Genomic DNA, 22,887 nt, shown 5'->3' on the forward strand with positions numbered 1-22,887 from the left:
ACCCTGGGGTCAGCCCTCTGAGTTTTTCGGATCTTCTTCTGAGCATCTCGACGGTTGTGAGGAGCGCGATGGAGAAGATGACCAGCAGCGTGGCGACGGCGAGGATGGCGGGCGAGATCTGCTCGCGGATGCCGTTCCACATCTGGCGCGGGATGGTCTGCTGGTCCGGCCCGGCGATGAACAGCACCGCCACCACCTCGTCGAAGGAGGTCACGAAGGCGAACAGCGCCCCCGAGATCACCCCGGGCAGGATCAGGGGCATGGTGATGCGGAAGAAGGTCGTGCGCGGGTTCGCCCCCAGGCTCGCCGCCGCCCGGTTCAGCGACTGGTCGAAGCCGATCAGCGTCGCCGTCACCGTGATGATCACGAAGGGAATGCCCAGCGTGGCATGGGCCAGGATCACCCCCAGATAGGTGCCCGCCAGCCGGCCGCATTGCGGGTCCAGGCCGATCCAGGTCAGGGGCTCGCAGGGGTTCGAGTAGAAGAAGAACATCCCCGTCGCGGTGATGATGATCGGCACGATCATCGGCGAGATCAGCACCGCCATGATCGCCCGGCGATACGGCATCTCGGGCCGCGACAGCCCCAGCGCCGCCAGCGTGCCCAGCACCGTGGCCAGGATGGTCGAGAAAAAGCCGATGATGATCGAGCTTTTCGCCGCATTCACCCATTTCGCGTTCCGCCAGGCATCCGCCCACCAGCTCAGGTCGCGCGGCGCGTCCGGCCGCGCCATGCCGAAGGTCAGCAGGCTGTCGTACCAGCGCAGCGAATAGCCGTCCGGGTCGAAGGACAGCATCCGGTCGGTGAAGGTGAAATAGGGCTCGGCGTTGAAGCTCAGCGGGATCACCACCACGATCGGCGCGATCAGGAAGAAGAAGATCGCCGCGCAGATCGCCAGATAGGCGTAGTGCCAGGTCTTCTCCAAGGGCGAGGCATAGGTCGGAAGCGCCATGGCGGTTACCCCAGTTTCAGGTTGTCGATGCCGACGAGACGGTCGTAGACCCAGTAGAGGATCAGCACCCCGCCCAGCAGCAGCGCCGCCAGCGCGGCCGCCATGGACCAGTTCAGCGTCTGCGTCATGTGCATCGCGATCATGTTGGAGATCAGCTGCCCCGACGAGCCGCCGACCAGCGCCGGCGTGATGTAGTAGCCCACCGCCAGGATGAACACCAGCAGCGCCCCCGCCCCCAGCCCCGGCAGGGTCTGCGGGAAATAGATGCGGCGGAAGGCGGTCCAGCTGGTCGCGCCCAGGCTGCGCGCGGCGCGCACGTAGCTGGGATTGATGGTGCGCATCACCGAATAGAGCGGCAGGATCATGAAGGGCAGCAGGATATGGGTCATGGCGATGATCGTGCCGGTCTGGTTGAAGATCATCTGCAGCCGCTGGTTGTTGCCGATCACCCCCAGCCAGACCAGCACGTCGTTGACCACGCCCTGCTGCTGCAACAGCACGATCCAGGCCGTGGTCCTGACCAGCAGCGAGGTCCAGAACGGCAGCAGCACCAGGATCATCAGCAGGTTGGACTGCCGCATCGGCAGGGTGGCCAGCAGATGCGCGACCGGAAAGCCCAGGAGGAAGGTGGTGGCGGTGATGGCCAGCGACAGCCAGAAGGTGCGCAGGAACAGCTTGCCGTAGATCTGCTGCTGCGCCGGGGCGGAGACGATGTCGCCCTGGTCGTCGCGGGTGCGGTCCACCGCCGCGAGGTAGAAGTTGGCGGTATAGGGCGAGGCGGCCTCTCGCATCACCGACCACAGCCGGGGATTGCCCCACCGGGCGTCCATCTCCAGGATCGCCTCGCGATAGGGCGGCTCGATGCCGCCGCGCGCCTGCCGCCCGGCCGAGGTGAACAGCGACCGCGTGCCCGGCATGTCGTAGTTGATGCGGGTGCCGACCACGCCGATGGTGCGGGCCTGGGCGGCGGCGGTCAGGTCGGCGGCCAGCGCCGCCCAGGCCGCATCGTCGGGCTCGGTGCCGCGGGGGTTGTCGTGGAACCAGGCGCTGAGCTGCGGCATGTTGGCCGAGAAGCCCTCGTTCTTGACCGAGCGCTGCAGCATCTGCCCGATCGGCACCACGAAGGTGATCAGCACGAAAAGCAGAAGCGGAAGCACCAGGAAAAACGCACGACGACGCGCACGACGCGAACTCCGCGCAAGCGCAGATCTCAACGGACGACCGTCGGCGGTCACAAGCCCGGTCCGGTGAGCGGGCGCGGGCGCGAAGCTCACGCCATTCGCCGAGGTGTCTGCCATGGTCTCTGTCTCCGGTTCGGTTCGGTTCGAAGGCTGCGGCGCCAAGGCGGCACCGCGGCTCGTTTCGTGGATTGCCGCATCCCGCGCCCCAGCCCGTCAGGGGCGGGCCGGGCACGGCGCCGGATCACCTGACCAGCCAGGTATTGAAGCGCTCGCTGATCTCCATGTCGCGATCGACCCAGAACTCGAACGAGGAATGCAGCGCATTCGCGAGATTGGGCTCGGCGGTCGGCATATGCGGCCCCATCTCGGTCTTGCCGTCCTCGAAAAGCCCCACCAGAGGGATCGAGGACTTGCGGGCCGGGCCGTAGCTGATCCACCTGGTCTGGTCGGCCAGCCGCTGCGTGTCGGTGGCGAACCTGATGTATTCCATCGCCTCGTCCAGATTCGGCGCGCCCTTGGGGATCACGAAAAGCTCGTATTCGTAGACCTGCCCGTCCCAGACCATGGCGAAGGGCTTGTTCTCGGCGACCATGGCCGAGAACAGGCGGCCGTTATAGGCGGTCGTCATCGCCACCTCGCCATCGGCCAGAAGCTGCGGCGGCTGCGCGCCGGCCTCCCACCAGACGATGTGGGACTTGATGCTGTCGAGCTTGGCGAAGGCGCGGTCGAGGCCCTCGGGCGTCTCCAGCACCTCGTATACCTCGGCGGCGGGCACCCCGTCGGCCATCAGCGCCAATTCGAGATTGGGCTTCGGGCTCTTGCGCATCCCGCGCTTGCCGGGAAACTTCTCGACATCGAAGAAATCGGCGATGGTGGCGGGCTTCTCGTCCGGGAACCGGTTCGTGTCGTAGCCGTAGACGGTCGAGAACACCATCGAGGCCACGGCGCATTCCGTAAGGGCGCCCGGCAGGAAGTCGTCGACGGCGGGGGTGCCGTCGGGCGCCGGCGGAAACGCCGCGGGATCGATCTCTTCCAGCAGGCCCTCGTCGCAAAGACGGGCCGCATCGGTCGCCTCGACATCGGCCACGTCCAGCGTGACGTTGCCCGATTCCACCATCGACTTTATCGGGGCGGCCGGGTTGTCGGCGGCCAGCATCTGGACGGCGATGCCGGTCTTGGCCGCAAAGGGCCGGTTATAGGCCTCGACCTGCGATTTCTCGTAGGCGCCGCCCCAGCTCATGACGGTGATGTCCGCCTGCGCGGCGCCTGCGGTCGCGGCAAGCGCGGTGGTCATGATCAGCAGTTTCTTCATCGTTGATGGCTCCCAGTTGGTTTGTCCGGCTGTCCGTTCCTGCGGCTCGTCCGGGGTTGGTTCGTGGCTGTCGGGTCGGGGATCAGACCGGATCGAGGGCGCGGGCATCCTCGGGGTGCCAGCCGATCTCGATGGTCTCGCCGGGGGTCAGCTTGCGCTGGCCCAGCGTATTGCGGCATTTCAGCACGAAGTCGCTTGCGCCCGCGACCTTCATCCGGGTCCGCAGCACGTCGCCCATGTAGATCACCTCGAGCACCTCGGCCGCGATCCTGTGGGCACCGGGCGGCATCATCTCGGGCTTGAACTCGACCCGCTCGGGCCGGATCGAGACCGTGGTGACCTGCCCGACCTCGCGGATGTCGACGGCGGTGGCGTCGATCAGCTCGCCATTGCCCAGCCGCACCAGCGCCCTGTCGCCCTGAAGCTGCTCGATGGTGCCGGCAAGCGTATTGTTCTCGCCGATGAACTGCGCGACGAAGCTGTTTCCGGGCCGCTCGTAAAGCTCGGCCGGAGGGGCAAGCTGCTGGATGCGGCCGTCGTTGAACACCGCCACCCGGTCGGACATGGTCAGCGCCTCGCCCTGGTCATGGGTGACATAGACCACGGTGATCCCGATCCGCTCGTGCAGCTGCTTGATCTCGTATTGCATATGCTCGCGCAACTGCTTGTCCAGCGCGCCCAGCGGCTCGTCCATCAGCACCAGATCGGGATCGAAGACCAGCGCACGCGCCAGTGCGATGCGCTGCTGCTGGCCACCCGAAAGCTGCGCCGGACGGCGGTTGGCAAAGCGGCCCATCTGCACCATGTCCAGCGCACGCATGATCTTGGCCTCGCGCTCGACCTTGCCCAGCCCGCGCACCTGCAGGGGAAAGGCCAGGTTCTCGCCAACCGTCATATGCGGAAACAGCGCATAGTTCTGGAACACCATGCCGATGCCGCGCCGGTGGGGCGGCACCGCGTTGATCGGCCGGCCCGCAAGCCGGATCTCGCCCGAGGTGGCGGTCTCGAATCCCGCCAGCATCATCAGGCTGGTGGTCTTGCCCGATCCCGAAGGGCCGAGCAGGGTCAGGAACTCGCCCCTGGCAATGGCGAGGTTCAGGTCCTTCACCACCAGGGTTTCCCCGTCATAGCTTTTCTGGACGCGCTCGAAGGCGACGAATGCGTCATTCGCGGTGACTGCGCCCGTATCCGCACGGGCCGCGGCGGTGGCTTTGCTCAACTCTGGCTCCCTTGTCAGGTCTTGTCCGCGGCCATCGCGACGGAATGCGGCTGAAGCCGCCCCCTGGTCCGGCATCCGGCTTGCGCCGGGCCCGGACCGTTCGCGTGAAATGGTCCGCTTCGTTCCAACCGTCCTGTTTGTCGCGTGCCGCCCATCATCGGGAATGGCGGCGGCGCGTAAATTAATGTTTTCCGCAACGGTACTTCGGCGAATCCTAAGCCGCGCATCCGGCCGGCCGTTTCAGCCCGTCACCGCAAGCCGGCCAGCAGCCGGTCCAGCATCCGCTCGCACAGGGCTAGCTGCGGCAGGGCCAGGAATTCGTCCGGCTTGTGCCCCTGCCCCTCCATGTCGCCGGGGCCGCAGACCACGGTCGGGATGCCCAGCCGCGCGAAATAGCCCGCTTCGGTGCCATAGGCGACCTTGATCCGCCGCGGGTCGCCGCAATGGCGCACGACATCCTGCACCGCCGGATGATCCGGGGCGATGTCGTGCCCGGGATAGGTGTTGGTCAGGGCGATGCGGATGTCCGCCGCCTCGTCCTGCGCACGAAACGGCGCGAGGATGCGGGCGATCTCGCATCGCAGGCGGTCCTGGAAATCCGACAGCGCATCACCGGGCAGGTGGCGCAGCTCGAATTCGACCGCGGCCCGGTCGGGGACGATGTTCAGCGCCGCCCCGCCCTGCATCCTGCCGGCATGGACGGTGGAAAACGGAATGTCGTAGGCGGGATCGGTGCAGGCGGACGCGGCGTAATCGCCCTGGATGCGGCGCAGGGCGGCGATGAACTCGGCCGCGAGATGCAGCGCATTGACATGGCGCGGCGCCAGCGAGGAATGCCCGGCCGTGCCGTGGCAGGTCGCGACCAGCGCGGCCTTGCCCTTGTGCCCGATGGCCGGTCGCATCCCGGTCGGCTCGCCCACGATGCAGAGTTCGGGCCGCCAGCCCAGTGCCTCGATCCCGGGCAGCATCTCGCGGATGCCGGTGCAGCCGACCTCTTCGTCGTAAGAGATCGCCAGCATCAGCGGCCGGGCCGGCGTAGCCTTTCCCGCCCGCGCCGCCCGCGAAAGCATCGCCGCAAGAAAGCCCTTCATGTCGGTCGTGCCGCGCCCGTAAAGCCTGTCCCCCCGGCGCGACAGGGCAAAGGGCGGCCGGCTCCAGCCCTGCCCTTCGGCCGGCACGACGTCGCTATGGGCCGAAAGCATGACGCCGCCCCGCCCCTCGCCCAGTCGGGCCATCAGTCCGGCCTTGGTTCCGTCGCGGGACGGCAGGCGGTGCGTGACAAAGCCGGCGTGCCGCAGATGGTGTTCGGCGAAATCGATCAGCGCCAGGTTGCTTTCGGCGCTGACGGTGGGAAAGGCGACCAGGCGCGCCAGCAGCGCCAGCGTCTCGGGGCGGGGTTCGGTCATGCTCATCTCCTGTCCGGGCTGCGGACAAGGATGGCTATCGCCGATCCCGGCACGGCGAAATGAGCATTTCCCGAGCCATTGCTGCGGCCGGGCCTAATCCGCCCGCGCATGCGACCCCTTTAGGCACAGCCTAACCGTTGCTGCATGAAATCGTAATTTTCGCCTTTCGGACCCCGCGCTAGATCGGGGGAAAGGCCCCGGCCCCGGCTGCCGGGCATCCCCCGAAATCCACGAAAGGACCCGGAAATGCCAGTTGAAAAGATCGACACGTTGGTTGTCGGGGGCGGTCAGGCCGGCGTGGCGATGAGCGAGCATCTGGGCAAGGCCGGCGTGCCGCATCTGGTCCTGGAACGTGGCAGGATCGCCGAACGCTGGCGCTCGGAACGCTGGGATTCGCTGGTTGCCAACGGCCCCGCCTGGCATGACCGCTTTCCCGGCATGGAGTTTCCCGGCGATCCCGACGCCTTCGTCGCCAAGGAGCAGGTGGCGGAGTATTTCGCGGCCTATGCCGAAAAGCTCGGGGCCCCGATCCGCTGCGGCGTCGAGGTGCGGGAGGTGCGCCGCAACGCCGGCCGCCCCGGCTTTGCCGTCACCACCTCGCAGGGCGTGATCGAGGCGAACCGCGTCGTTGCCGCCACCGGCCCCTTTCAGAAGCCGCTGGTCCCCGCCCTGATCCCGGCGGACGCGGGCGTGACGCAACTGCATTCCAGCGGCTATCGCAATCCCGATCAATTGCCGCCCGGCGCGGTCCTGGTGATCGGCGCAGGCTCGTCCGGCGTTCAGATCGCCGATGAGCTGATGCGGGCCGGGCGCAAGGTCTATCTGTCGGTCGGGCCGCATGACCGCCCGCCGCGCTCCTATCGCGGCCGCGACTTCTGCTGGTGGCTGGGCGTGCTCGGCAAATGGGACATGGCCGCACCGGCACCCGGCACCGAGCATGTGACCATCGCCGTCAGCGGCGCGCGCGGCGGCGAGACGGTGGATTTCCGCCGCCTGGGCAATCGCGGCATGGTGCTTCTGGGCCGGACCGAAGGCTATGGCGACGGCAGCCTCAACTTTTCCCCGGACCTGCGCCGGAACCTCGACCGCGGCGACGAGAACTATCTGTCCCTGCTGGACGAGGCCGACGCCCATATCGCCAGCAACGGCCTGGACCTGCCGGAGGAGCCCGAGGCCCGCAAGCGCGAGCCCGACCCGGATTGCGTGACCGACCCGCTCCTGGAGCTGAACCTTGCCGGGGCCGGGATCGCCACGGTGATCTGGGCCACCGGCTTTGCAGTGGATTTCGGCTGGATCAGGGCCGATGCCTTTGACGAGCGCGGCCGTCCGCTGCACCAGCGCGGCGTGTCGGTCCAGCCGGGGCTCTATTTCCTCGGACTGCCCTGGCAGTCGCGACGCGGCTCCAGCTTCATCTGGGGGGTCTGGCACGATGCCCGGCATATCGCCGAGCAGATCGTGATCCAGCGCAAATATTTCGACTATCAGGGCAAGGCCCAGCGAACACTGCAAGAGGCATGATCTTGCGCCCCCGCCAATGGCGCCCTTGAACAACCGCACCGCACCCATGGAGACCAGGATGGCCCACACCCGCATCCGCAAGTTCAACACCCGCGACACCTATCCCGAGCAAAAGCTCGACAACGACCTTTGCCAGGCGGTCGTCACGCAGGGCGGCAGGATCGTCTGGCTGCGCGGCCAGTGCCCGCAGGACCTGGACACGGCCAGGAACATCAACAGCCACGATCCGGTCGAGCAGACCCACAAGGTCATGCAGAACATCCGGCAACTGATCGAGGAAGCCGGCGGCCGGATGGAGCATCTGGTCAAGGTCGTCGTCTACATCACCGACGTGCGCCACCGCGAGGCGGTCTATCGCACCATGGGCGAATATCTCGGGGGTGTGCATCCGGTCTCGACCGGGCTCGTGGTGCAGGCGCTGGCGCGGCCGGAATGGCTGGTCGAGATCGACGGCACCGCCGTCATCCCGGTGTGAGCCGATGACCTTTTCCCTGGTCGCGCGCTGCCCCGAAACCGGGATGTTCGGGATTGCCATATCCTCGTCCTCGCCCGCGGTGGCGGCGCGCTGTTCCCATGCCCGTGCGGGCGTGGGCGCGGTCGCCTCGCAGAACGTCACCGACCCTGCGCTGGGGCCGCTGGCGCTGGATCTGATGGAGGGCGGCATGTCGGCCACCGATGCCGTCGCCGAGATCCGGCGCCGGGGACGGTTCATCGAATACCGGCAGGTTCTGGCGGTCGATGCCAAGGGCCGGACGGCGATCCATTCGGGGCCGAATTCCCTGGGCATCTGGACGCAGGCGCAGGCGGAAAACGTCGCCTCGGGCGGCAACCTTCTGGCCGATGACGGCGTGCCGCAGGCCATCGTCGACGGCTATCTGGCGGCTTCGGGCCATATCGGGGACCGGCTGATCGCCGCGATGCGCGCCGGCCTTGCCGCCGGCGGCGAGGCCGGCCCGGTCCATTCGGCGGGCATGATGATCGTCGACAAGGTCGGCTGGCCCGTGGCCGACCTGCGCTGCGACTGGACCGAGGACTGCCCCATCGAGGCCATCGCCCGGCTATGGGACATCTACAAGCCGCAGCTCGACGCCTATGTCCAGCGCGCGCTGGACCCTCGCGAAGCGCCCTCTTACGGCGTGCCCGGCGACGAATGAACCCGGCCGGGCGCCGCTGCATCGCTGCGCCCGGCCGCTGCACCCGCCATCCGGCCAAAGCCCGCCGGCCATGCCGCCCGGGTTTCCTGCACATTGCCCCGGATGAAGGCAGCATGAGATTTTCGCCCGATCAGATGCGTCGATATGTCACATTGCTTGCAGTGACGAAGCTTTCAGGGCAATACTCGGGCCACGTCGGCGCCAGGCCGCAAGCCAAGGGCGCAAAGACGGGCGGCAAAGGCATCCGCCGCAATGCCAACCACCGAGTCGGAAGAAACATGCCCCTTCGCTATACGCTGCGGCAGCTCGAATACTTCGTCGCCGTGGGCGAGACCGGCAGCATTGCCGCCGCCTCGCAGCAGGTGAACGTCTCGTCGCCCTCGATCTCGGCCGGGATCTCGCAGCTCGAGGAAGAACTGGGGGTCAAGCTTTTCATCCGCTATCACGCGCAGGGCCTGACGCCGACGCTGGCGGGGCGCAAATTGCTCGACCATGCGCAGACCGTGCTGCGCCAGGCCGCGACGTTGCGCGATCTGGCGGGGGATCTGTCCGGCTCGGTCCGCGGGCCGCTGGCCATCGGTTGCCTCAGCACATTCGCCCAGATCGTGTTGCCGGGCCTGCGGCGCAGCTTCATCGAGGAATACGACGAGGTCCGCATCTCGCAGGTCGAGGCCGACCAGGCCGAGCTGTTCAGCCTGCTGCGGCAGGCCAAGATCGACCTGGCGCTGACCTACGACCTGGACCTGCCGGGCGACCTGCGCTTCTTCCCGATCATCGAACTGCCGCCGCTGGTCGCGATGAGCGAAAACCACCCGCTGGCGCATCTGTCCGAAGTCTCGGTCCAGCAGCTTGCGCCTCATCCCATGGTGCTGCTCGATCTGCCGCTGAGTTCCGAATATTTCCTGTCCTTCTTCACCAAGGCCGGATTGCGCGCCAATATCTCCGAGCGCACGCGCGACATGGCGGTGATGCGCAGCCTTGTCGCCAATGGCTTCGGCTATTCCATCGTGAACGTCCGGCCCCTGCACGACGTGGCGCCGGACGGAAAGCCGATGCGGTTCCTGCCCCTTACCGGCACACCGCGCCCGATGAAGCTGGGCCTGCTGATAAGCCGGGGGACCGAGCGTCCCCGGCTGCACAAGGTCTTTATCGACCACGCCCGCGACTGGATCGAAAGGCAGAGCCGGAATCTGCTGGGCCTGCTTCCGCCCGCCGACACCGAGGAGCCCCGGCGCGCAAGCCGCAGCGGCTGACGCATCGACGGCTTGCCCGGCTGTGGCCCGGGGCAAGCCCCGGCGGCAATCATCCGTCACGAGGCCGGAAAGAACATGGGCATGACGACGACCCCGACGATCAGCAGCGCCCAGCATGCCCAGGGAAACCATGCCGCCAGGAATGCCCTGCGCCGCTCATCCCTTATCGGCACGACCGCCATCCACAGCAGCGCGGCACCAAGCGCATAGGTGGCATGGACCACCCAGTCACGGACATGGACGACCCGGCCCGCGGGCCAGTTCGCTTCCTGATACGAGGTGCTGTGCGCAACCAGCAGGATGAACAGCAGCGACCCAAGGCTGTTTACGATGGCGGTCAAGGGCAATGCGTCGGCTCCGATCCGTTACTGCGCGAAAACGGCTCTTTATGGCGGCCGGGTTTTCTGTGCAATTGCGGCCAGGGGTGCAATGCGGATTCGATCGCATCACCCCTCGGCCCGTGAGCGCATGACCAGGAAGGCGGCAAGCGGAAGCGCGATCAGGCCGCCGGCCAGCAGCGGGTCGGGCAGCACGAAGGCCGTGTAGAAGATGGAGGCGCAGTCCATCGAAGCCAGCATGAGCGAAAGACAGACCAGTCCCGCACAGATCCAGAACAGCACCACTTCGTAACGGGCAACCGCCCGGTTCAGCCGAAGCAGGCGCAAGGCGAGCGGCGCGACGAAGATCCCGAAGCTGCCGATCATGGCATCGTCGTCACCCCCGGAACTGAAGAGGTCGCGACAGAAGAAGGGACCGTCGGCATCCCGAAACGCCAGCCCCGGCGACAGATCCTCGTAGGCAAGGCCGACGAAGGCCATCATGGCCAGAGCGGCAATATATGCCAGATGTCCCGCCTTGCGCATTCCTGCCCTTCCGGATGCCGTTCCCGATGGCACTACCCATCAGGCAGCCGCGCGCAAGAATCCAGCACAACCGTCGGAGCGGGCCTGATTGGTCGCGTCACGCAACATCCTCGCAACGCGCCACGAGCCATTCCCGCAATGCGCCCTGCCCGGTGGTTTCGGGACTGGCGTGCAAGCGGGTCAGCCAATAGTCGCCCGCCGCAAGCACGGCCTCGAACGGTCGGGCCAGCCGTCCGGCCTGGGTCCAGGACGAAAACAGCGCAACCGGCACCAGTCCCAGGCCATGGGACCGGGCGGCCATTTCAGCGATGGCCAGCGAGGTGTCGAAGACCGGGCCGCGCAGCTGCGGTGCCGGCAGCCCGTGGCCGGCGAACCATCGCTCCCATTCATTCGCGCGATAGGATCGCAGCAGGGGCACCGACAGAAGATCCTCGACCCTGCGCAGGCGCCCGGCCAGTTCGGGGCTGCACACCACCATCATCGCGCCGCTCATCAGCCTGGTCGCCGCCACGCCGTGCCAACTGCCGTCGCCGAACCGGACCGCCAGGTCCAGCCCTTCGCCGGCCAGGTCGACGCGGTTGTTGTTGGTGTGGATGCGCAGGTCGATCGAGGGGTGAAGCCGCTGGAAATCCGCAAGGCGCGGGATCAGCCATTCCGTGGCGAAGCTGTTGACGACGCCCAGGTTGATCGTCTCGTGATAGTGCCCGGCCGAAAAGCGATCCAGCGTGCCGGACATCTCGTCGAAGATCCGGGTCAGGACCGGGGCCAGCATGATCCCCTCTTCGGTCAGCACCAGCCCGCGCGGGACGCGGCGGAACAGCGTGACCCCCAGGCGCTCCTCCAGCCCGCGGATCTGGTGGCTCAGCGCCGCCTGCGTCACGCAAAGCTCGATGGCGGCGCGGGTCAGGTTCAGGTGGCGCGATGCGACCTCGAAGGCGCGCAGGGCGTTCAGGGGAAGTTGCGGGCGATCCATGCCGCCGAAATTAGATTATCTCATGGCAGAAGTGAAATATGATCGTTTGCGCCCCGTTGCCGCGTCGCTTTAACTGGGCGCATGGCGGCCGCAGACAAGCCGCCCCGATATGAGCAGAGCGGAAACATGAATATGAATTATGGATGCGTGGGCCTTGGCCTGTTCGCAGCGGGCCTTGCCATGCCGGCCTCGGCGATGAGCGAGGCCGAGTTCCGGCAGATGGCGGCCGGGATCTTTGCCCCCGTCATCGCCGAGCATGACATTCCCGGCCTCGCCGTCGGCGTGACCTGGCAGGGGCAGGACTATGTCTATACCGCGGGCATGGCCGACCGCGCGGCCGCCGTGCCCGTCACGGCCGAAACGTTGTTCGAGCTGGGTTCGATCAGCAAGACCTTCAACGTGACGCTCGCCGCGCTGGCGGCGCAACAGGGGCGCCTGTCGCTTGCGGATCCGGTCGCCGCGCATCTGCCGGAACTGAAAGGCAGCGCGATCGGCTCGGTGTCGCTGATGGACCTTGCCACCCATCAGACCGGCGGCCTGCCCCTTCAGGTGCCGGATGAGGCCGGCGACGACGGCACGCTGATGCGCTGGCTGGAGGACTGGCAGCCCGTGCCGAGCCAGGGCGAGCGGTCCTATTCGAATGTCAGCATCGGCCTTTTGGGACGCATCGCCGCCCGGGCCTTCGGCGAACCCTATGCCGAGGCGCTGCGCAGCCATGTCCTGCATCCGCTGGGGCTGGAAAGCACCCATGTCGATGTGCCGGCGGCAGAGATGCCGCGCTATGCCTGGGGCTATTCGCGCCGGGACGACAGCGCCATCCGGGTTAATCCGGGGATGCTCGACGACGAAGCCTATGGCCTGAAGTCGGACCTGCACGACATGCTGCGCTTCCTGCGGGTCAACCTGGGCGATACGGATGTCCCGCCTAAGCTGCGCGACGCCGTGACGCAAACCCATGCGGGCCAGACAGGGACGCAGCACTTCCAGCAGGCGATGATCTGGGAGCGCTACCCCTGGCCGGTTTCCCGCGATCAGCTTCTGGCCGGGAATGCGGCCGAGATGGTCATGGAAAGCCAGCCCGCGACCCGGCTGGAGCGACCCGATCTGTCCGACCATGCGGTGCTGTTCAGCAAGACCGGGGCGACGAACGGTTTCGGCGGCTATGTCGTCTTCATCCCGGCCGAGGACCTGGGCCTTGTCATCCTGGCCAATCGCAACATCCCCAATCCCGCCCGCGTGGATGCGGGACTGGCCCTGATCGAAGCCGTTCTGCAGGCGGACGAATGAGGACCGGCCATCTTGCACTCGCGGCGCTGGCCATCCCGACCCGGACGCCGATGCCCCCTCGGCGCCAGCGCTAGCGGCTGACCAGCACCACCTCTCCGGCGCCGGCGCCCGTCGCGATCTGCAGCGCCGCCCATTCCTTGGCCGCCTGATTGCGGGCCGACGCGGCCGAGAGCCGGGCGCTGGCCGTCGAGCGGTCGGAATCGAGCAGGTCCAGCAGCGCCAGCTCACCCTCGGCAAAGCTCGTCCGGGCCAGCTGATAGGCGCGGTCATAGGCTGCGGCCGCGCCTTCCAGGGCCGCGGCCTGCTCGCGATAGCGGCGCAGGTTCGATTGCGCGACCTGCACGTCCTCGACCGCCTGCGAGACGGCGGCACGCCAGGCGATCTCGGCCTCGCGCGCCTCGGCGATGCGGCGCGCGCGCGTGGCCTGCAGCGCGCCCTGGTTCAGCACCGGGAACGAGATCGCCGGCCCGAAGCCCCAGGACTTCGCCCCGCCGCTTTCGCTGACCGAGCCGGTGAGCGAAAGCGAGGGCAGCAGGTCGGCCGTCGCCACCCCCACCGTCGCCAATGCCGCTGCCAGATCATATTCGGCCGAGCGCAGGTCGGGCCGGTTGCGCAGCAGGTCCGCCGGGACGCCTGCGCGAGCGCTACCGGGAATGCGGGGCTGACCCGAACCGCGCCGCATCTGCGCTTGCACCGAGGATGCGGGTTCATTGAGCAGGGTCGCAATGGCGAATACCTGCGCATCATACTGGGCCTGATAGCCCGGTATCTCGGCCCGGGCGGCGGCCAGCAATGCCTCGGCCTGGGCCATGTCGAACTCGCTGACCACGCCGAACTCGCGCTGGTCGCGGGTGATGCGGACGGTCTCCTCGCGGGTCGAGACTGTCTTGCGGGTCAGGGCCAGCGCCTGCCGGTAATAGCGCGCGTCGCCATAGGCATCGATCAACTCGGCGATCCAGGCCAGCCGCGCCGTGCCCAGCCCCGCCTTGGCGGATTCCAGGCTGGCCGCGGCGCCCTGTCTTTCACGCCGCGCACCGCCGAACAGGTCAAAGACGAAATTCGCGCCAAGGCTCGAATTGCCGGCGGTCTGGACCGCCCCGCCCGCGCTGGCGCCCCGTTCGCGCGCGGCGCTGGCCGTGCCCGAGACCTGGCCGGCAAGCACGCCGGTGCCGCGCAGATCGGCGGCGGCGGCGCGGATGCGCTCGCGCGCGGCGGCCTCGTCCAGGTTCTGCTTGAGACCTCGCGCGATCAGGTCGTTCAGCACCGGGTCGCGGTATTCTGCCCAGAAGGCGCGGCTGGCCAGCTTGCCGGCCGATGCGGCCTCGCCCTCGACAAATGTCGCGGGCACGGGGATCGCGGGGCGGGCGTCGGGATCGGGTCCGACGGCCGCGCAGCCCGCCGCCAGAAGCAGCAGCGCCGGGCCGAAAAAGCGGGAAGGGGAAATCACGTCTTGGCTCTCTTGTTGGTGAAATGCTGCACGGCCCTGAGGACCGCGACGTAAAAGACGGCGACGAGGAAGATGCCGATCACCGCCGAGGCCGTGATGCCGCCCAGCACGCCGATGCCGATGGATTGCTGCGCCGCCGCGCCCGCGCCGCTGGCCAGCGCCAGGGGCAGAACGCCCAGCATGAAGGCGAGCGTCGTCATCAGGATCGGGCGCAGCCGCATGCGCGAGGCCTCGACCGCCGCCTCCAGCAGCGGCTTGCCATGTCCGTGCAACTGCTGGGCGAATTCCACGATCAGGATGGCGTTGCGCGCGGCAAGGCCGATGGTCGTCAGCAGGCCGACCTTGAAATAGACGTCGTTCGACTGGTCGAAGACCAGCGCCGCCGCCATGGCGCCGACGATGCCGATGGGCACGGTCATCATCACCGAAAGCGGCACCGACCAGCTTTCGTAAAGCGCCGCCAGCGCCAGGAACACCACCAGCGCCGAAAGCGCGAACAGCATCGGCGCCTGGCTGCCCGACAGCCGCTCCTGATAGGAAAGCCCGGTCCAGGCGGTGCCGTAGCCGCCATCCATGCCGGCGACCAGCTCCTCCATCACCTCCATCGCCGTGCCGGACGAGACGCCCTGCGCCGGCGCGCCGGTGACCTCCAGCGAACGGGTGCCGCCATAGCGGGCAAGGCTCTGCGCCTGCTGGTCCCAGTCCTGCGCGGTGAAGGCGGTAAAGGGCACCATGTCGCCTGCGGTGTTGCGGACATACCATTTCTCGATGTCGTCGGGCTGCATCCGCGCCTCGGCCTTGCCCTGGACGATGACGGGGCGCAGTTCGGTGCCCAGCGAGAAATCGTTCACGTTCGCGCTGGCGAAGATCACCGACAGCGTCGTGTTCAGGTCCGAGATCGACAGGCCGTAGGCCGCCGCCTTCTGCTGGTCGATGTCGATCCGGCGCGAGGTCTCGAATGGCGCGTCATTGCCTTGCAGGCTGGTGACGCGGCCATCCGCCGTGGCCTTTTCCACCAATTCGTCGGCAGCTGCGGCCAGCGCCTCCTGCCCATGGCCGGACTGGTCGATCAGGTGCATGGTGAAGCCGGCCGTATTGCCCATGCCCTGGATGGCGGGCGGCTGCATGAAGAAGACCTGCCCGTTGCGGTTCTCCATGAAGCGCAGGTTGCCGCGCGTCGCCATGGATGCGGCATCGAAGCCCTCGCGCAGCTCGAAATCCTTGAGCTTGACGAAGATCATCGCGTTGCGCGGACCCGAGCCGCCGAAGCCGAAGCCAAGCGCGGCAAAGACGCTCTCGGCGGTGTCCTTCTCGGTGCCGAGCACATATTGCTCGACCTCCTCGACCAGCGCGCGGGTGCGTTCGGCAGTCGAGCCCTCGGGGGTTTCGACCATGACCATCAGCACGCCCTGGTCCTCGGACGGCAGGAAAGAGCCGGGCAGTTTCTGGTAAAGCATGTATGCCCCGGCACCAAAGGCCAGCAGCACGACCAGGAAGCGGAAGGGCCGGCGCACAAAAGCGCCGACCGCGCCGGCATAGCCGTTCGTGGCCCGGTCCAGGTTGCGGTTGAACCATCGCGCGGGCGCGATGCCGTCGCCATGGCCGCGCGGCCTCAGCAGCGTTGCGCACATGGCCGGCGTCAGGATCAGCGCGACGCCCAGCGACAGGACCATGGCGGTGATGATGGTGACCGAGAACTGCCGATAGATCACCCCGGTCGAGCCGGACATGAAGGCCATCGGCAGGAACACCGCCGACAGCACCAGCACGATGCCGACCAGAGCCGACGAAATCTCGTCCATGCTCTTCTCGGTCGCCTCGACCGGGCCGATGCTTTCCTCTTCCATCACCCGCTCGACGTTCTCGACCACGACGATGGCGTCGTCCACCAGAAGGCCGATGGCCAGCACCATCGCGAACATGGTCAGCGTGTTGATCGACATGCCGGCGAATGACAGCACCCCGAAGGTGCCCAAGAGCACCACCGGGATCGCCAGCGTCGGGATCAGCGTCGCGCGCCAGCTTTGCAGAAAGACCAGGATGACCAGGAAGACCAGCACCACCGCCTCGATCAGCGTGTGATAGACTTGGTTGATGGATTCCTCGACGAAGGGCGAGGTGTCGTAGGGATAGACGATCTGCACTCCGGCCGGCAGCGAGGATTGCAGCCCGTCCAGCACCTCGCGCACCGCCTCGGCCGTGTCCACGGCGTTCGCGCCCGTGGCCAGGTTCACGCCGAACCCGGCGGCGGGCATGCCGTTGTAGCGCGAGGACGAGCCGTAATCCTCCTGCCCGATCTCGATATCGGCCACGTCGCCCAGAAAGATCGTGGCGCCGTCGCTGTCGGTGCGCAGCAGGATACGCTCGAATTCGCGCACCGAGGTCAGCTGCGACTGCGCCGAAAGCGCCACGTTCAACTGCTGGCCCTTGACCGTGGGCTGGCTGCCGAGACTGCCCAGGGTGACGTTGGTGTTCTGCTCGCTGACGGCCGAGACCACGTCCGAGGGCGTGACCTGATATTGCAGCATCCGGTCGGGATCCAGCCAGATCCGCATCGCATAGCCCGAGCCGAAGCTGTTGATCGAGCCGACGCCGGCGGTGCGCTTGACCGGGTTTTCGATCACCTGCGCGACCAGATCGCCCAGTTCCAGCGAGGAATAGCTGCCGTCGGTCGAGGTCAGCGCCCCCACCAGCAGGATGGACGAGGTCGAGCGGCTGACCGAGACGCCCTTGCTCTGCACCGATTCGGGCAGTTGCGAGGTCACCAGTTGCAGCTTGTTCTGCACCTGCACCTGGGCGATGTCCGGGTCCACGCTGTCGTCGAAGGTAAGCTGGATCGAACTGGAGCCCTGAGACGAGGTCGAGGTCATGTAGATCAGCCCATCAAGGCCGGTCATGCCGTCCTCGATGATCGAGGTCACCGAGTTCTCGACGATGTCGGGCGAGGCGCCGGTATAGGTGGCGCTGATCCTGACCGTGGTGGGCGCGATGTCGGGATATTGCGCGATGGGCAGGCTGGACAGGCCATAGACCCCGGCCAGCATGGTGATGATGGCCAGAACCCAAGCGAAGACGGGGCGGTGAATGAAGAAACGGGCCATCGGCTCACTCCGCCTGCTGCGTCGCCGGCAGGTCGCGGACCACGCCGTTCTCGTCGATCTCGACCGCAACCGGCGCGACCTCGGCGCCTTCGGCCAGATTGGTGCCACCGTTCACGATCAGCGCGTCGCCGTCCTTCAGCCCGTCGGTGACGATCCAGCTGTTCTCATGCACGCCCTCCTCGGTCAGCACGCGCTTTACCGCCTTGCCATCCTCGGCCACCCAGGCCGAAAGCGTGCCGTCGCGCCCGCGCGTCGCAGCCATCTGCGGCACCAGCACCGCCTGGATCCGGCCGATCTCGATCCGGCCGCGCACGAACATGCCGGGCAGGATGCGGCGCTCGGGATTGTCGAAGCGGAAACGGAAGTCGATGGCCCCGGTCGAGGTCGAGACGGTATAGCCCGGCGCCACCATCTCGCCCGTGGCGGCATAGGTCACGCCGTTCTCCAGCGTCAGCTGCGCCTTCAGCCCCTGGCTCATCCTGATCTGGCCCGACTCGATGCGCTCGCGGATGCGTTGCAGCCGGGCCGAGGGTTCGTACATGTCCACGTCGATGGGATCGAGCTGGGTGACCGTCGCCAGCGCATCGCTTTGCCCCGCGGTGACCAGGTCGCCCGGCGAGACCGCGGCGACCGAGGGCAGCCCGTCCAGCGGGCTGGCGATCGTGGTCCAGGACAGCTGCGTCTCGGCCAGCTTCAGCGCCGCCTCGGCGGCGGCGGCGGCGGCCTGCGCCTGCTCCATCGTGGCCTGCGCCTGTTCCAGGGCCGCCTGGGTCGAGCCCGAGCCCTGCAGCCGGCGCGACCGCTCATAGGCCGCCTCGGCCTGCGGCACGGCCGCCTTGGCCGAGGCAAGGTTGGCCCGCGCCTCCTGGACCGCGGCCTCATAGGTGGTCGGATCGATGCGGAACATGGGATCGCCCACCTTGATCGGCTGGCCGGGATTGTAGAGCACCTCGGTCACGAAACCGTCCACGCGCGGGCGGATGTCCACCGCATCCCGTGCCACGGCGCGACCGGGCAGCGTGCTGACCAGCGGCACGGATTCGGCCGTGACGGAAATCACCCCGACCTGCCTGGGACCGGGCGCGGCGGGCTGCTGCGCCGCGGCCTGTCCCGCAAGGGAAAAAGCGGCCAGGGCAATGCCCAGCCGGGCAAGCCGATGGAGAAAGCGAAAGGTCATGCGGATCATCCTTGGTCGAAAACGGGTTGGTGCGGTTCAGCCTGCGACAGGCCGCGCATCGGCGGGAGGGATCGGCCTCATCTTCGGTCCTGCGTGCCGTCCCAGAGCACCCACAGCCAGAACAGGCAGTTCAGCAACGCGCCGATGGCGCCGCCGCGCTCGGCATGGCCGAAGGCCCAGCCGATCAGCGCACAGACCTCGACGCTGAGCGCCAGCGACATGACGAACCAGATCAGCGCGCCGAGCAGCCGTGCCAGCCAGTCGTGATCGTGGTCCAGAGTCATCCGGCACCCCCGTCCTGGGGCGCAGCCACCGGATCCGCCCGCCCGGCAAGGCATTCGGCCAGGATGATGCAATCGCGAAGGGCGCCGGCGACGGCCGGGTCCAGCAACTCGTCCTGCCCGTCGACCAGCCGAAAGACCAGCCTCTCGCCGCCGAACCCGATCAGGCTGAACGAGACCGGCACCATCCGCCCCGCGCCGGCATCGGCGTCCGCGTCGCCCGCGCGCGGCACGCAAAGCGTCATGCACCGCCGGGCTTCGGCAAGGGTTTCGCTGGTCATGGTCGCGCGTCCTGTCACCTGTCCTCGGGCCGCGTTCTGCCGCCACCCGGAACCATGATGCCCGACAATCGCCGGGGCGCACGCATATATTTGTAAGGAATTGTTTCTGGCCGGCGGCGAGAAACGCTTTGTTACAATTTCGGTTTTTCGGGAAACACACGGATACACCGGGGACGAACGGCAGAAACAGCCCGCGGCTATATCGAAACCGGGCCTCCGCCGCCGGGCGGAGCCGGGATGATTCGCGCCAGAGCCGGGGGATAACCGATGCGCAAGACCATGCCAGTCGCGCTGATCCTGGGCGCCCTGCTGATCGCGGTCGCAGTGCTGCGCTGGCCCGGCGCCACGCCGGGCGGTGCCGCCGCCCCGGGCTACCTGACCGCGCCTGCAGAGCGCGGTTCTCTTGAGGTATCGGTTCTTGCTGAGGGTCGTTTGAAGCCTTCGAACCTTGTTGCGGTGGGTGCGCAGGTTTCGGGTCGGATCACCGAGCTGGCGGTGGTTCTGGGCCAGCGGGTGGAGCAGGGCGACCTGATCGCGCGGATCGACTCGGTCCAGCAGGCCAACGAATTGCGCACCGCACAGGCGGCGCTGGCCAATCTCAAGGCGCAGATGGCCGAGCGCCGCGCCGTGCTGGCCCTGGCCGAAAAGACCCTGGAACGCCAGCAGAACCTGATCCGCTCGAACGCCGCCTCGCGCAGCACCATGGACAGCGCCCAGCAGGATGTCGACGTCGCCCGCGCCCAGATCGCCGCGCTGCAGGCCCAGATCGCCCAGGCCGAGGTCGCCATCGAGATCGCCCGCACCGACCTCGACTATACCCGCATCACCGCCCCCATGGCCGGCACCGTGCTGGCCATCGTCAGCCAGGCCGGGCAGACGGTGAACGCGGTGCAGTCCTCGCCCACCATCGTCGTGCTGGGCCAGCTCGACCGCATGGACGTGCATGCCGAGATCTCCGAGGCCGATATCGGCAAGGTCCGGCCCGGCCAGAAGGTGCGCTTCAGCCTGCTCGACGACAGCGGCCGCAGCTACGAGGGCGTGCTGGACAGCATCGCGCCGGCGCCGCAGAGCATCGTCAACGACAGCGCCATCCAGGGCGGCACCGGCACCGACAGCAGCAGCGGCGCGATCTACTACACCGGCATCGTCCCGGTCGAGAACCCCGACGGCCGGCTGCGCAGCTACATGACCGCCCAGGTCAGCATCGTGCTGGGCGCGGCGCAGGACGTGCTGACCATCCCGTCCAGCGCGCTCGGCCGGCGCAATCCCGACGGCAGCCACCAGGTCCGGGTGCTGGGCGGCGCCGGCATCGAGACCCGCGACGTGGTGATCGGGCTCAACGACAAGGTGGCGGCCGAGGTGGTCTCGGGCCTGGCCGAGGGCGAGCGCGTGGTGACCGGCGAGCAGGGCGCCGCCCCGGCCGCCGCCGCCCCCCGCGGCAGCCGCCGCATGATGGGGCCGCTGGGTGGCTGAGACGGGCGCCCCTCTGATCCGGCTGCGCGGCGTCGGCCGCGAATACCCCTCGGGCGAGGGGGTGCTGCGCGTGCTCACGGACATCGACCTCGACATCGGCCAGGGCGAGTTCGTCGCCGTCATGGGCGCCTCGGGCTCGGGCAAGTCGACGCTGATGAACATCCTGGGCTGCCTCGACCGGCCCAGCTCGGGCAGCTACCGGATGGACGGGCGCGAGGTGGCGCGGCTGGGCGCGGGCGAGCTGGCGGCGCTGCGCCGCGAGACCTTCGGCTTCATCTTCCAGCGCTACCACCTGCTCTCCGAGATGACGGCGCTGGGGAATGTCGAGGTGCCGGCGATCTATCGCGGCCTGCCCGCCGATGCCCGCCGCGCCCGCGCCCGCGACCTGCTGGAGCGGCTGGGGCTGGGCGACCGGACGGGGCACCGGCCCGGCCAGCTTTCGGGCGGCCAGCAGCAGCGGGTCTCGATCGCCCGGGCGCTGGTCAACGACGCCCGCGTGATCCTGGCCGACGAGCCCACCGGCGCGCTCGACAGCCGCAGCGGCGACGAGGTGCTGGGCATCCTGGAGCGGCTGAACGCCGAGGGCCGCACCGTGGTCATCGTCACCCACGACCCCAGGGTCGCGGCGCGGGCGCATCGCGTGGTCGAGATCGCCGACGGCCGCATCGTCGCGGACCGCCGGACCGGGGCGCCGGCCGCCGATCCCGGGCCCGGCCCCGCACAGGCCCCGCAACCCGCCCCGCAACCGGCCCCCGTTCAGGCCCCCGTTCAGGCCCGCGTTCAGGCCCGCGCCGCCGTGCCGGTGCTGGGCCGGCTGGCCGAGGCGCTGCGCATGGCGCTGCTTTCCATGCGCGCCCACAAGCTGCGCAGCTTCCTGACCATGCTGGGCATCATCATCGGCATCGCCTCGGTGGTCTCGGTGGTGGCCTTGGGCGAGGGCTCGCGCCGGCAGGTGCTGCAGAACATCGCCGGGCTGGGCACCAACACCCTGCAGATCTTTCCGGGCCGCGATTTCGGCGACATGCGCTCGGGGCGGGTGACGACGCTGGTCACCGCCGACGCCGCGGCGCTGGCCCGCCAGCCCCATGTCGCCTCGGTCAGCCCGACGGTCGGCACCAGCGCCACCCTGCGCCACGGCGCCACCGAGGCCAGCGCCCAGATCAGCGGCGTCGGCGAGCAGTATTTCGACGTGGCCGGCGTCGCGCTGACCCAGGGCCGCGGCTTCGACGAGGCCGACGTGGCGGCGATGGGCCAGAACGTCGTCATCGACGAGAACACCCGGACCAGCCTCTTCGGCGACGGCCCGGCGCTGGGGCAGGTCTTCATGGCCGGCAAGGTGCCCCTGCGGGTGATCGGCGTGGCCGAGGCGCAGAACCGCGGCCCCGGCGGCTCGACCAGCCTGACCGTCTATGCCCCCTATACCACGGTGCAGGCGCGCTACCTGGGCTCGACCAGCGTCAGCGGGCTGACCCTGCGGGTGGCCGACGACGTGGACATGGCGCTGGCCGAGCAGATGGTCGCCGACATCCTGACCCGGCGCCACGGCACCAGGGACTTCTTCATCGTCAACAACGACCAGATCCGCCAGACCATCACCTCGACCACGCAGACCCTGGCGCTGCTGATCGCGGCCATTGCGGTGATCTCGCTGGTGGTCGGCGGCATCGGGGTGATGAACATCATGCTGGTCTCGGTCACCGAGCGCATCGGCGAGATCGGCCTGCGCATGGCGGTCGGCGCCCGGCGCGGCGACATCCGCGCGCAATTCCTGATCGAGGCGGTGCTGGTCTGCGTCATCGGCGGCATCGCCGGCATCCTGGCCGCGCTCGGCTTCGGCCTGGCCTTCGAGCGCATGAGCAGCGACTTCACCCTGGTCTATTCCCCCCTCTCCATGCTCGCCGCCCTCGCCAGCGCCTGCGCCATCGGCCTCGCATTCGGATACCTCCCGGCCGTCAACGCCGCAAAACTCGACCCCGTCAAAGCACTCCAAAAAGGGTGAATGGGGGGGG

Annotated in this window: 20 protein-coding genes; 7 read left to right on the forward strand and 13 right to left on the reverse strand. The window is 68.1% G+C overall.

All coding sequences use genetic code 11. The annotated features are described in order from the left end of the window. The 5 genes from BLT64_RS23965 to argE all read right to left on the reverse strand — a co-directional run. A partial coding sequence (locus BLT64_RS23965) for an ABC transporter permease (protein WP_011748436.1) occupies positions 1-952 on the reverse strand: 952 nt, incomplete at its 3' end. 5 nt (positions 953-957) lie between these two features. Beyond that, entirely contained in the window at positions 958-2,250 is a 1,293-nt protein-coding gene (locus BLT64_RS23970) for an ABC transporter permease (RefSeq protein WP_011749709.1), read from the reverse strand. A gap of 124 nt (positions 2,251-2,374) precedes the next feature. Then, on the reverse strand, positions 2,375-3,445 hold the full coding sequence (locus BLT64_RS23975) for an ABC transporter substrate-binding protein (RefSeq protein ID WP_011749708.1): 1,071 nt from the start codon (positions 3,443-3,445) through the stop codon (positions 2,375-2,377). Positions 3,446-3,527: 82 nt separating this feature from the next. Beyond that, positions 3,528-4,664, reverse strand: a complete 1,137-nt coding sequence (locus BLT64_RS23980; protein ID WP_011749707.1) for an ABC transporter ATP-binding protein — start codon at positions 4,662-4,664, stop codon at positions 3,528-3,530. A 248-nt stretch (positions 4,665-4,912) separates the two neighbouring features. Next, positions 4,913-6,070: an acetylornithine deacetylase gene (gene argE / locus BLT64_RS23985; protein ID WP_011749706.1), complete on the reverse strand. Its 1,158-nt coding sequence runs from the start codon at positions 6,068-6,070 to the stop codon at positions 4,913-4,915. A 246-nt stretch (positions 6,071-6,316) separates the two neighbouring features. Between argE and BLT64_RS23990 the strand changes: the two genes are divergently transcribed. The 4 genes from BLT64_RS23990 (at position 6,317) to BLT64_RS24005 (ending at position 9,995) form a co-directional block, all read left to right on the forward strand. Then, positions 6,317-7,588: a flavin-containing monooxygenase gene (locus BLT64_RS23990; RefSeq protein ID WP_011749705.1), complete on the forward strand. Its 1,272-nt coding sequence runs from the start codon at positions 6,317-6,319 to the stop codon at positions 7,586-7,588. Positions 7,589-7,646: 58 nt separating this feature from the next. Then, entirely contained in the window at positions 7,647-8,063 is a 417-nt protein-coding gene (locus BLT64_RS23995) for a RidA family protein (RefSeq protein WP_011749704.1), read from the forward strand. Between the two features lie 4 nt (positions 8,064-8,067). Continuing rightward, positions 8,068-8,742 carry a DUF1028 domain-containing protein gene (locus tag BLT64_RS24000; RefSeq protein ID WP_011749703.1) on the forward strand — a complete coding sequence of 225 codons (675 nt, stop codon included), beginning with the start codon at positions 8,068-8,070 and terminating at the stop codon, positions 8,740-8,742. A gap of 278 nt (positions 8,743-9,020) precedes the next feature. Then, positions 9,021-9,995 (forward strand): LysR substrate-binding domain-containing protein, encoded by a 975-nt coding sequence (locus BLT64_RS24005; RefSeq protein WP_049792399.1) that lies wholly within the window; start codon positions 9,021-9,023, stop codon positions 9,993-9,995. Positions 9,996-10,051: 56 nt separating this feature from the next. Here the strand turns inward: BLT64_RS24005 and BLT64_RS24010 are convergent, their stop codons facing one another. The 3 genes from BLT64_RS24010 to BLT64_RS24020 all read right to left on the reverse strand — a co-directional run bounded on the left by BLT64_RS24010 (position 10,052) and on the right by BLT64_RS24020 (position 11,831). Further along, a complete protein-coding gene (locus tag BLT64_RS24010; RefSeq protein ID WP_198140543.1) occupies positions 10,052-10,336 on the reverse strand; it encodes a hypothetical protein in 285 nt (94 codons plus the stop codon). Between the two features lie 105 nt (positions 10,337-10,441). After that, positions 10,442-10,858: a hypothetical protein gene (locus BLT64_RS24015; RefSeq protein WP_011749700.1), complete on the reverse strand. Its 417-nt coding sequence runs from the start codon at positions 10,856-10,858 to the stop codon at positions 10,442-10,444. A gap of 97 nt (positions 10,859-10,955) precedes the next feature. After that, positions 10,956-11,831 (reverse strand): LysR family transcriptional regulator, encoded by an 876-nt coding sequence (locus BLT64_RS24020; protein WP_011749699.1) that lies wholly within the window; start codon positions 11,829-11,831, stop codon positions 10,956-10,958. Positions 11,832-11,957: 126 nt separating this feature from the next. Between BLT64_RS24020 and ampC the strand changes: the two genes are divergently transcribed. Continuing rightward, a complete protein-coding gene (gene ampC, locus BLT64_RS24025) occupies positions 11,958-13,118 on the forward strand; it encodes a class C beta-lactamase (RefSeq protein ID WP_074810717.1) in 1,161 nt (386 codons plus the stop codon). A gap of 70 nt (positions 13,119-13,188) precedes the next feature. Here ampC and BLT64_RS24030 read toward each other — a convergent pair whose 3' ends face one another. The 5 genes from BLT64_RS24030 to BLT64_RS24050 form a co-directional block, all read right to left on the reverse strand. Further along, positions 13,189-14,565, reverse strand: coding sequence for an efflux transporter outer membrane subunit (locus BLT64_RS24030; RefSeq protein WP_011749697.1), 1,377 nt, complete (start codon positions 14,563-14,565; stop codon positions 13,189-13,191). Then, positions 14,562-17,666, reverse strand: coding sequence for an efflux RND transporter permease subunit (locus tag BLT64_RS24035; RefSeq protein ID WP_011749696.1), 3,105 nt, complete (start codon positions 17,664-17,666; stop codon positions 14,562-14,564). Before BLT64_RS24035 ends, BLT64_RS24030 begins: the two co-directional genes overlap by 4 nt. A gap of 4 nt (positions 17,667-17,670) precedes the next feature. Then, positions 17,671-18,843, reverse strand: a complete 1,173-nt coding sequence (locus BLT64_RS24040; protein ID WP_011749695.1) for an efflux RND transporter periplasmic adaptor subunit — start codon at positions 18,841-18,843, stop codon at positions 17,671-17,673. A 77-nt stretch (positions 18,844-18,920) separates the two neighbouring features. Continuing rightward, positions 18,921-19,127 (reverse strand): hypothetical protein, encoded by a 207-nt coding sequence (locus BLT64_RS24045; RefSeq protein WP_041530357.1) that lies wholly within the window; start codon positions 19,125-19,127, stop codon positions 18,921-18,923. Next, positions 19,124-19,405 carry a hypothetical protein gene (locus BLT64_RS24050; RefSeq protein ID WP_104494350.1) on the reverse strand — a complete coding sequence of 94 codons (282 nt, stop codon included), beginning with the start codon at positions 19,403-19,405 and terminating at the stop codon, positions 19,124-19,126. Before BLT64_RS24050 ends, BLT64_RS24045 begins: the two co-directional genes overlap by 4 nt. Before the next feature lie 267 nt (positions 19,406-19,672). Between BLT64_RS24050 and BLT64_RS24055 the strand changes: the two genes are divergently transcribed. Both BLT64_RS24055 and BLT64_RS24060 read left to right on the forward strand, forming a co-directional pair. Then, positions 19,673-20,878 (forward strand): efflux RND transporter periplasmic adaptor subunit, encoded by a 1,206-nt coding sequence (locus BLT64_RS24055; protein ID WP_011749693.1) that lies wholly within the window; start codon positions 19,673-19,675, stop codon positions 20,876-20,878. Continuing rightward, a complete protein-coding gene (locus BLT64_RS24060; RefSeq protein WP_011749211.1) occupies positions 20,871-22,877 on the forward strand; it encodes a MacB family efflux pump subunit in 2,007 nt (668 codons plus the stop codon). The genes BLT64_RS24055 and BLT64_RS24060 overlap by 8 nt, the downstream gene beginning before the upstream one ends. Positions 22,878-22,887 lie beyond the last annotated feature (10 nt).

This window comes from Paracoccus denitrificans (assembly GCF_900100045.1).
GTDB lineage: Bacteria > Pseudomonadota > Alphaproteobacteria > Rhodobacterales > Rhodobacteraceae > Paracoccus > Paracoccus denitrificans.

Bases quoted from the DNA above. Each gene is read 5' to 3' on its own strand.
- BLT64_RS23970 (WP_011749709.1), bottom strand. From the start codon at position 2,250: ATGGCAGACACCTCGGCGAATGGCGTGAGCTTCGCGCCCGCGCCCGCT.
- BLT64_RS23975 (WP_011749708.1), bottom strand. From the start codon at position 3,445: ATGAAGAAACTGCTGATCATGACCACCGCGCTTGCCGCGACCGCAGGC.
- argE (WP_011749706.1), bottom strand. From the start codon at position 6,070: ATGACCGAACCCCGCCCCGAGACGCTGGCGCTGCTGGCGCGCCTGGTC.
- BLT64_RS23990 (WP_011749705.1), top strand. From the start codon at position 6,317: ATGCCAGTTGAAAAGATCGACACGTTGGTTGTCGGGGGCGGTCAGGCC.
- BLT64_RS23995 (WP_011749704.1), top strand. From the start codon at position 7,647: ATGGCCCACACCCGCATCCGCAAGTTCAACACCCGCGACACCTATCCC.
- BLT64_RS24000 (WP_011749703.1), top strand. From the start codon at position 8,068: ATGACCTTTTCCCTGGTCGCGCGCTGCCCCGAAACCGGGATGTTCGGG.
- BLT64_RS24005 (WP_049792399.1), top strand. From the start codon at position 9,021: ATGCCCCTTCGCTATACGCTGCGGCAGCTCGAATACTTCGTCGCCGTG.
- BLT64_RS24015 (WP_011749700.1), bottom strand. From the start codon at position 10,858: ATGCGCAAGGCGGGACATCTGGCATATATTGCCGCTCTGGCCATGATG.
- BLT64_RS24020 (WP_011749699.1), bottom strand. From the start codon at position 11,831: ATGGATCGCCCGCAACTTCCCCTGAACGCCCTGCGCGCCTTCGAGGTC.
- ampC (WP_074810717.1), top strand. From the start codon at position 11,958: ATGAATATGAATTATGGATGCGTGGGCCTTGGCCTGTTCGCAGCGGGC.
- BLT64_RS24035 (WP_011749696.1), bottom strand. From the start codon at position 17,666: ATGGCCCGTTTCTTCATTCACCGCCCCGTCTTCGCTTGGGTTCTGGCC.
- BLT64_RS24040 (WP_011749695.1), bottom strand. From the start codon at position 18,843: ATGACCTTTCGCTTTCTCCATCGGCTTGCCCGGCTGGGCATTGCCCTG.
- BLT64_RS24045 (WP_041530357.1), bottom strand. From the start codon at position 19,127: ATGACTCTGGACCACGATCACGACTGGCTGGCACGGCTGCTCGGCGCG.
- BLT64_RS24050 (WP_104494350.1), bottom strand. From the start codon at position 19,405: ATGACCAGCGAAACCCTTGCCGAAGCCCGGCGGTGCATGACGCTTTGC.
- BLT64_RS24055 (WP_011749693.1), top strand. From the start codon at position 19,673: ATGCGCAAGACCATGCCAGTCGCGCTGATCCTGGGCGCCCTGCTGATC.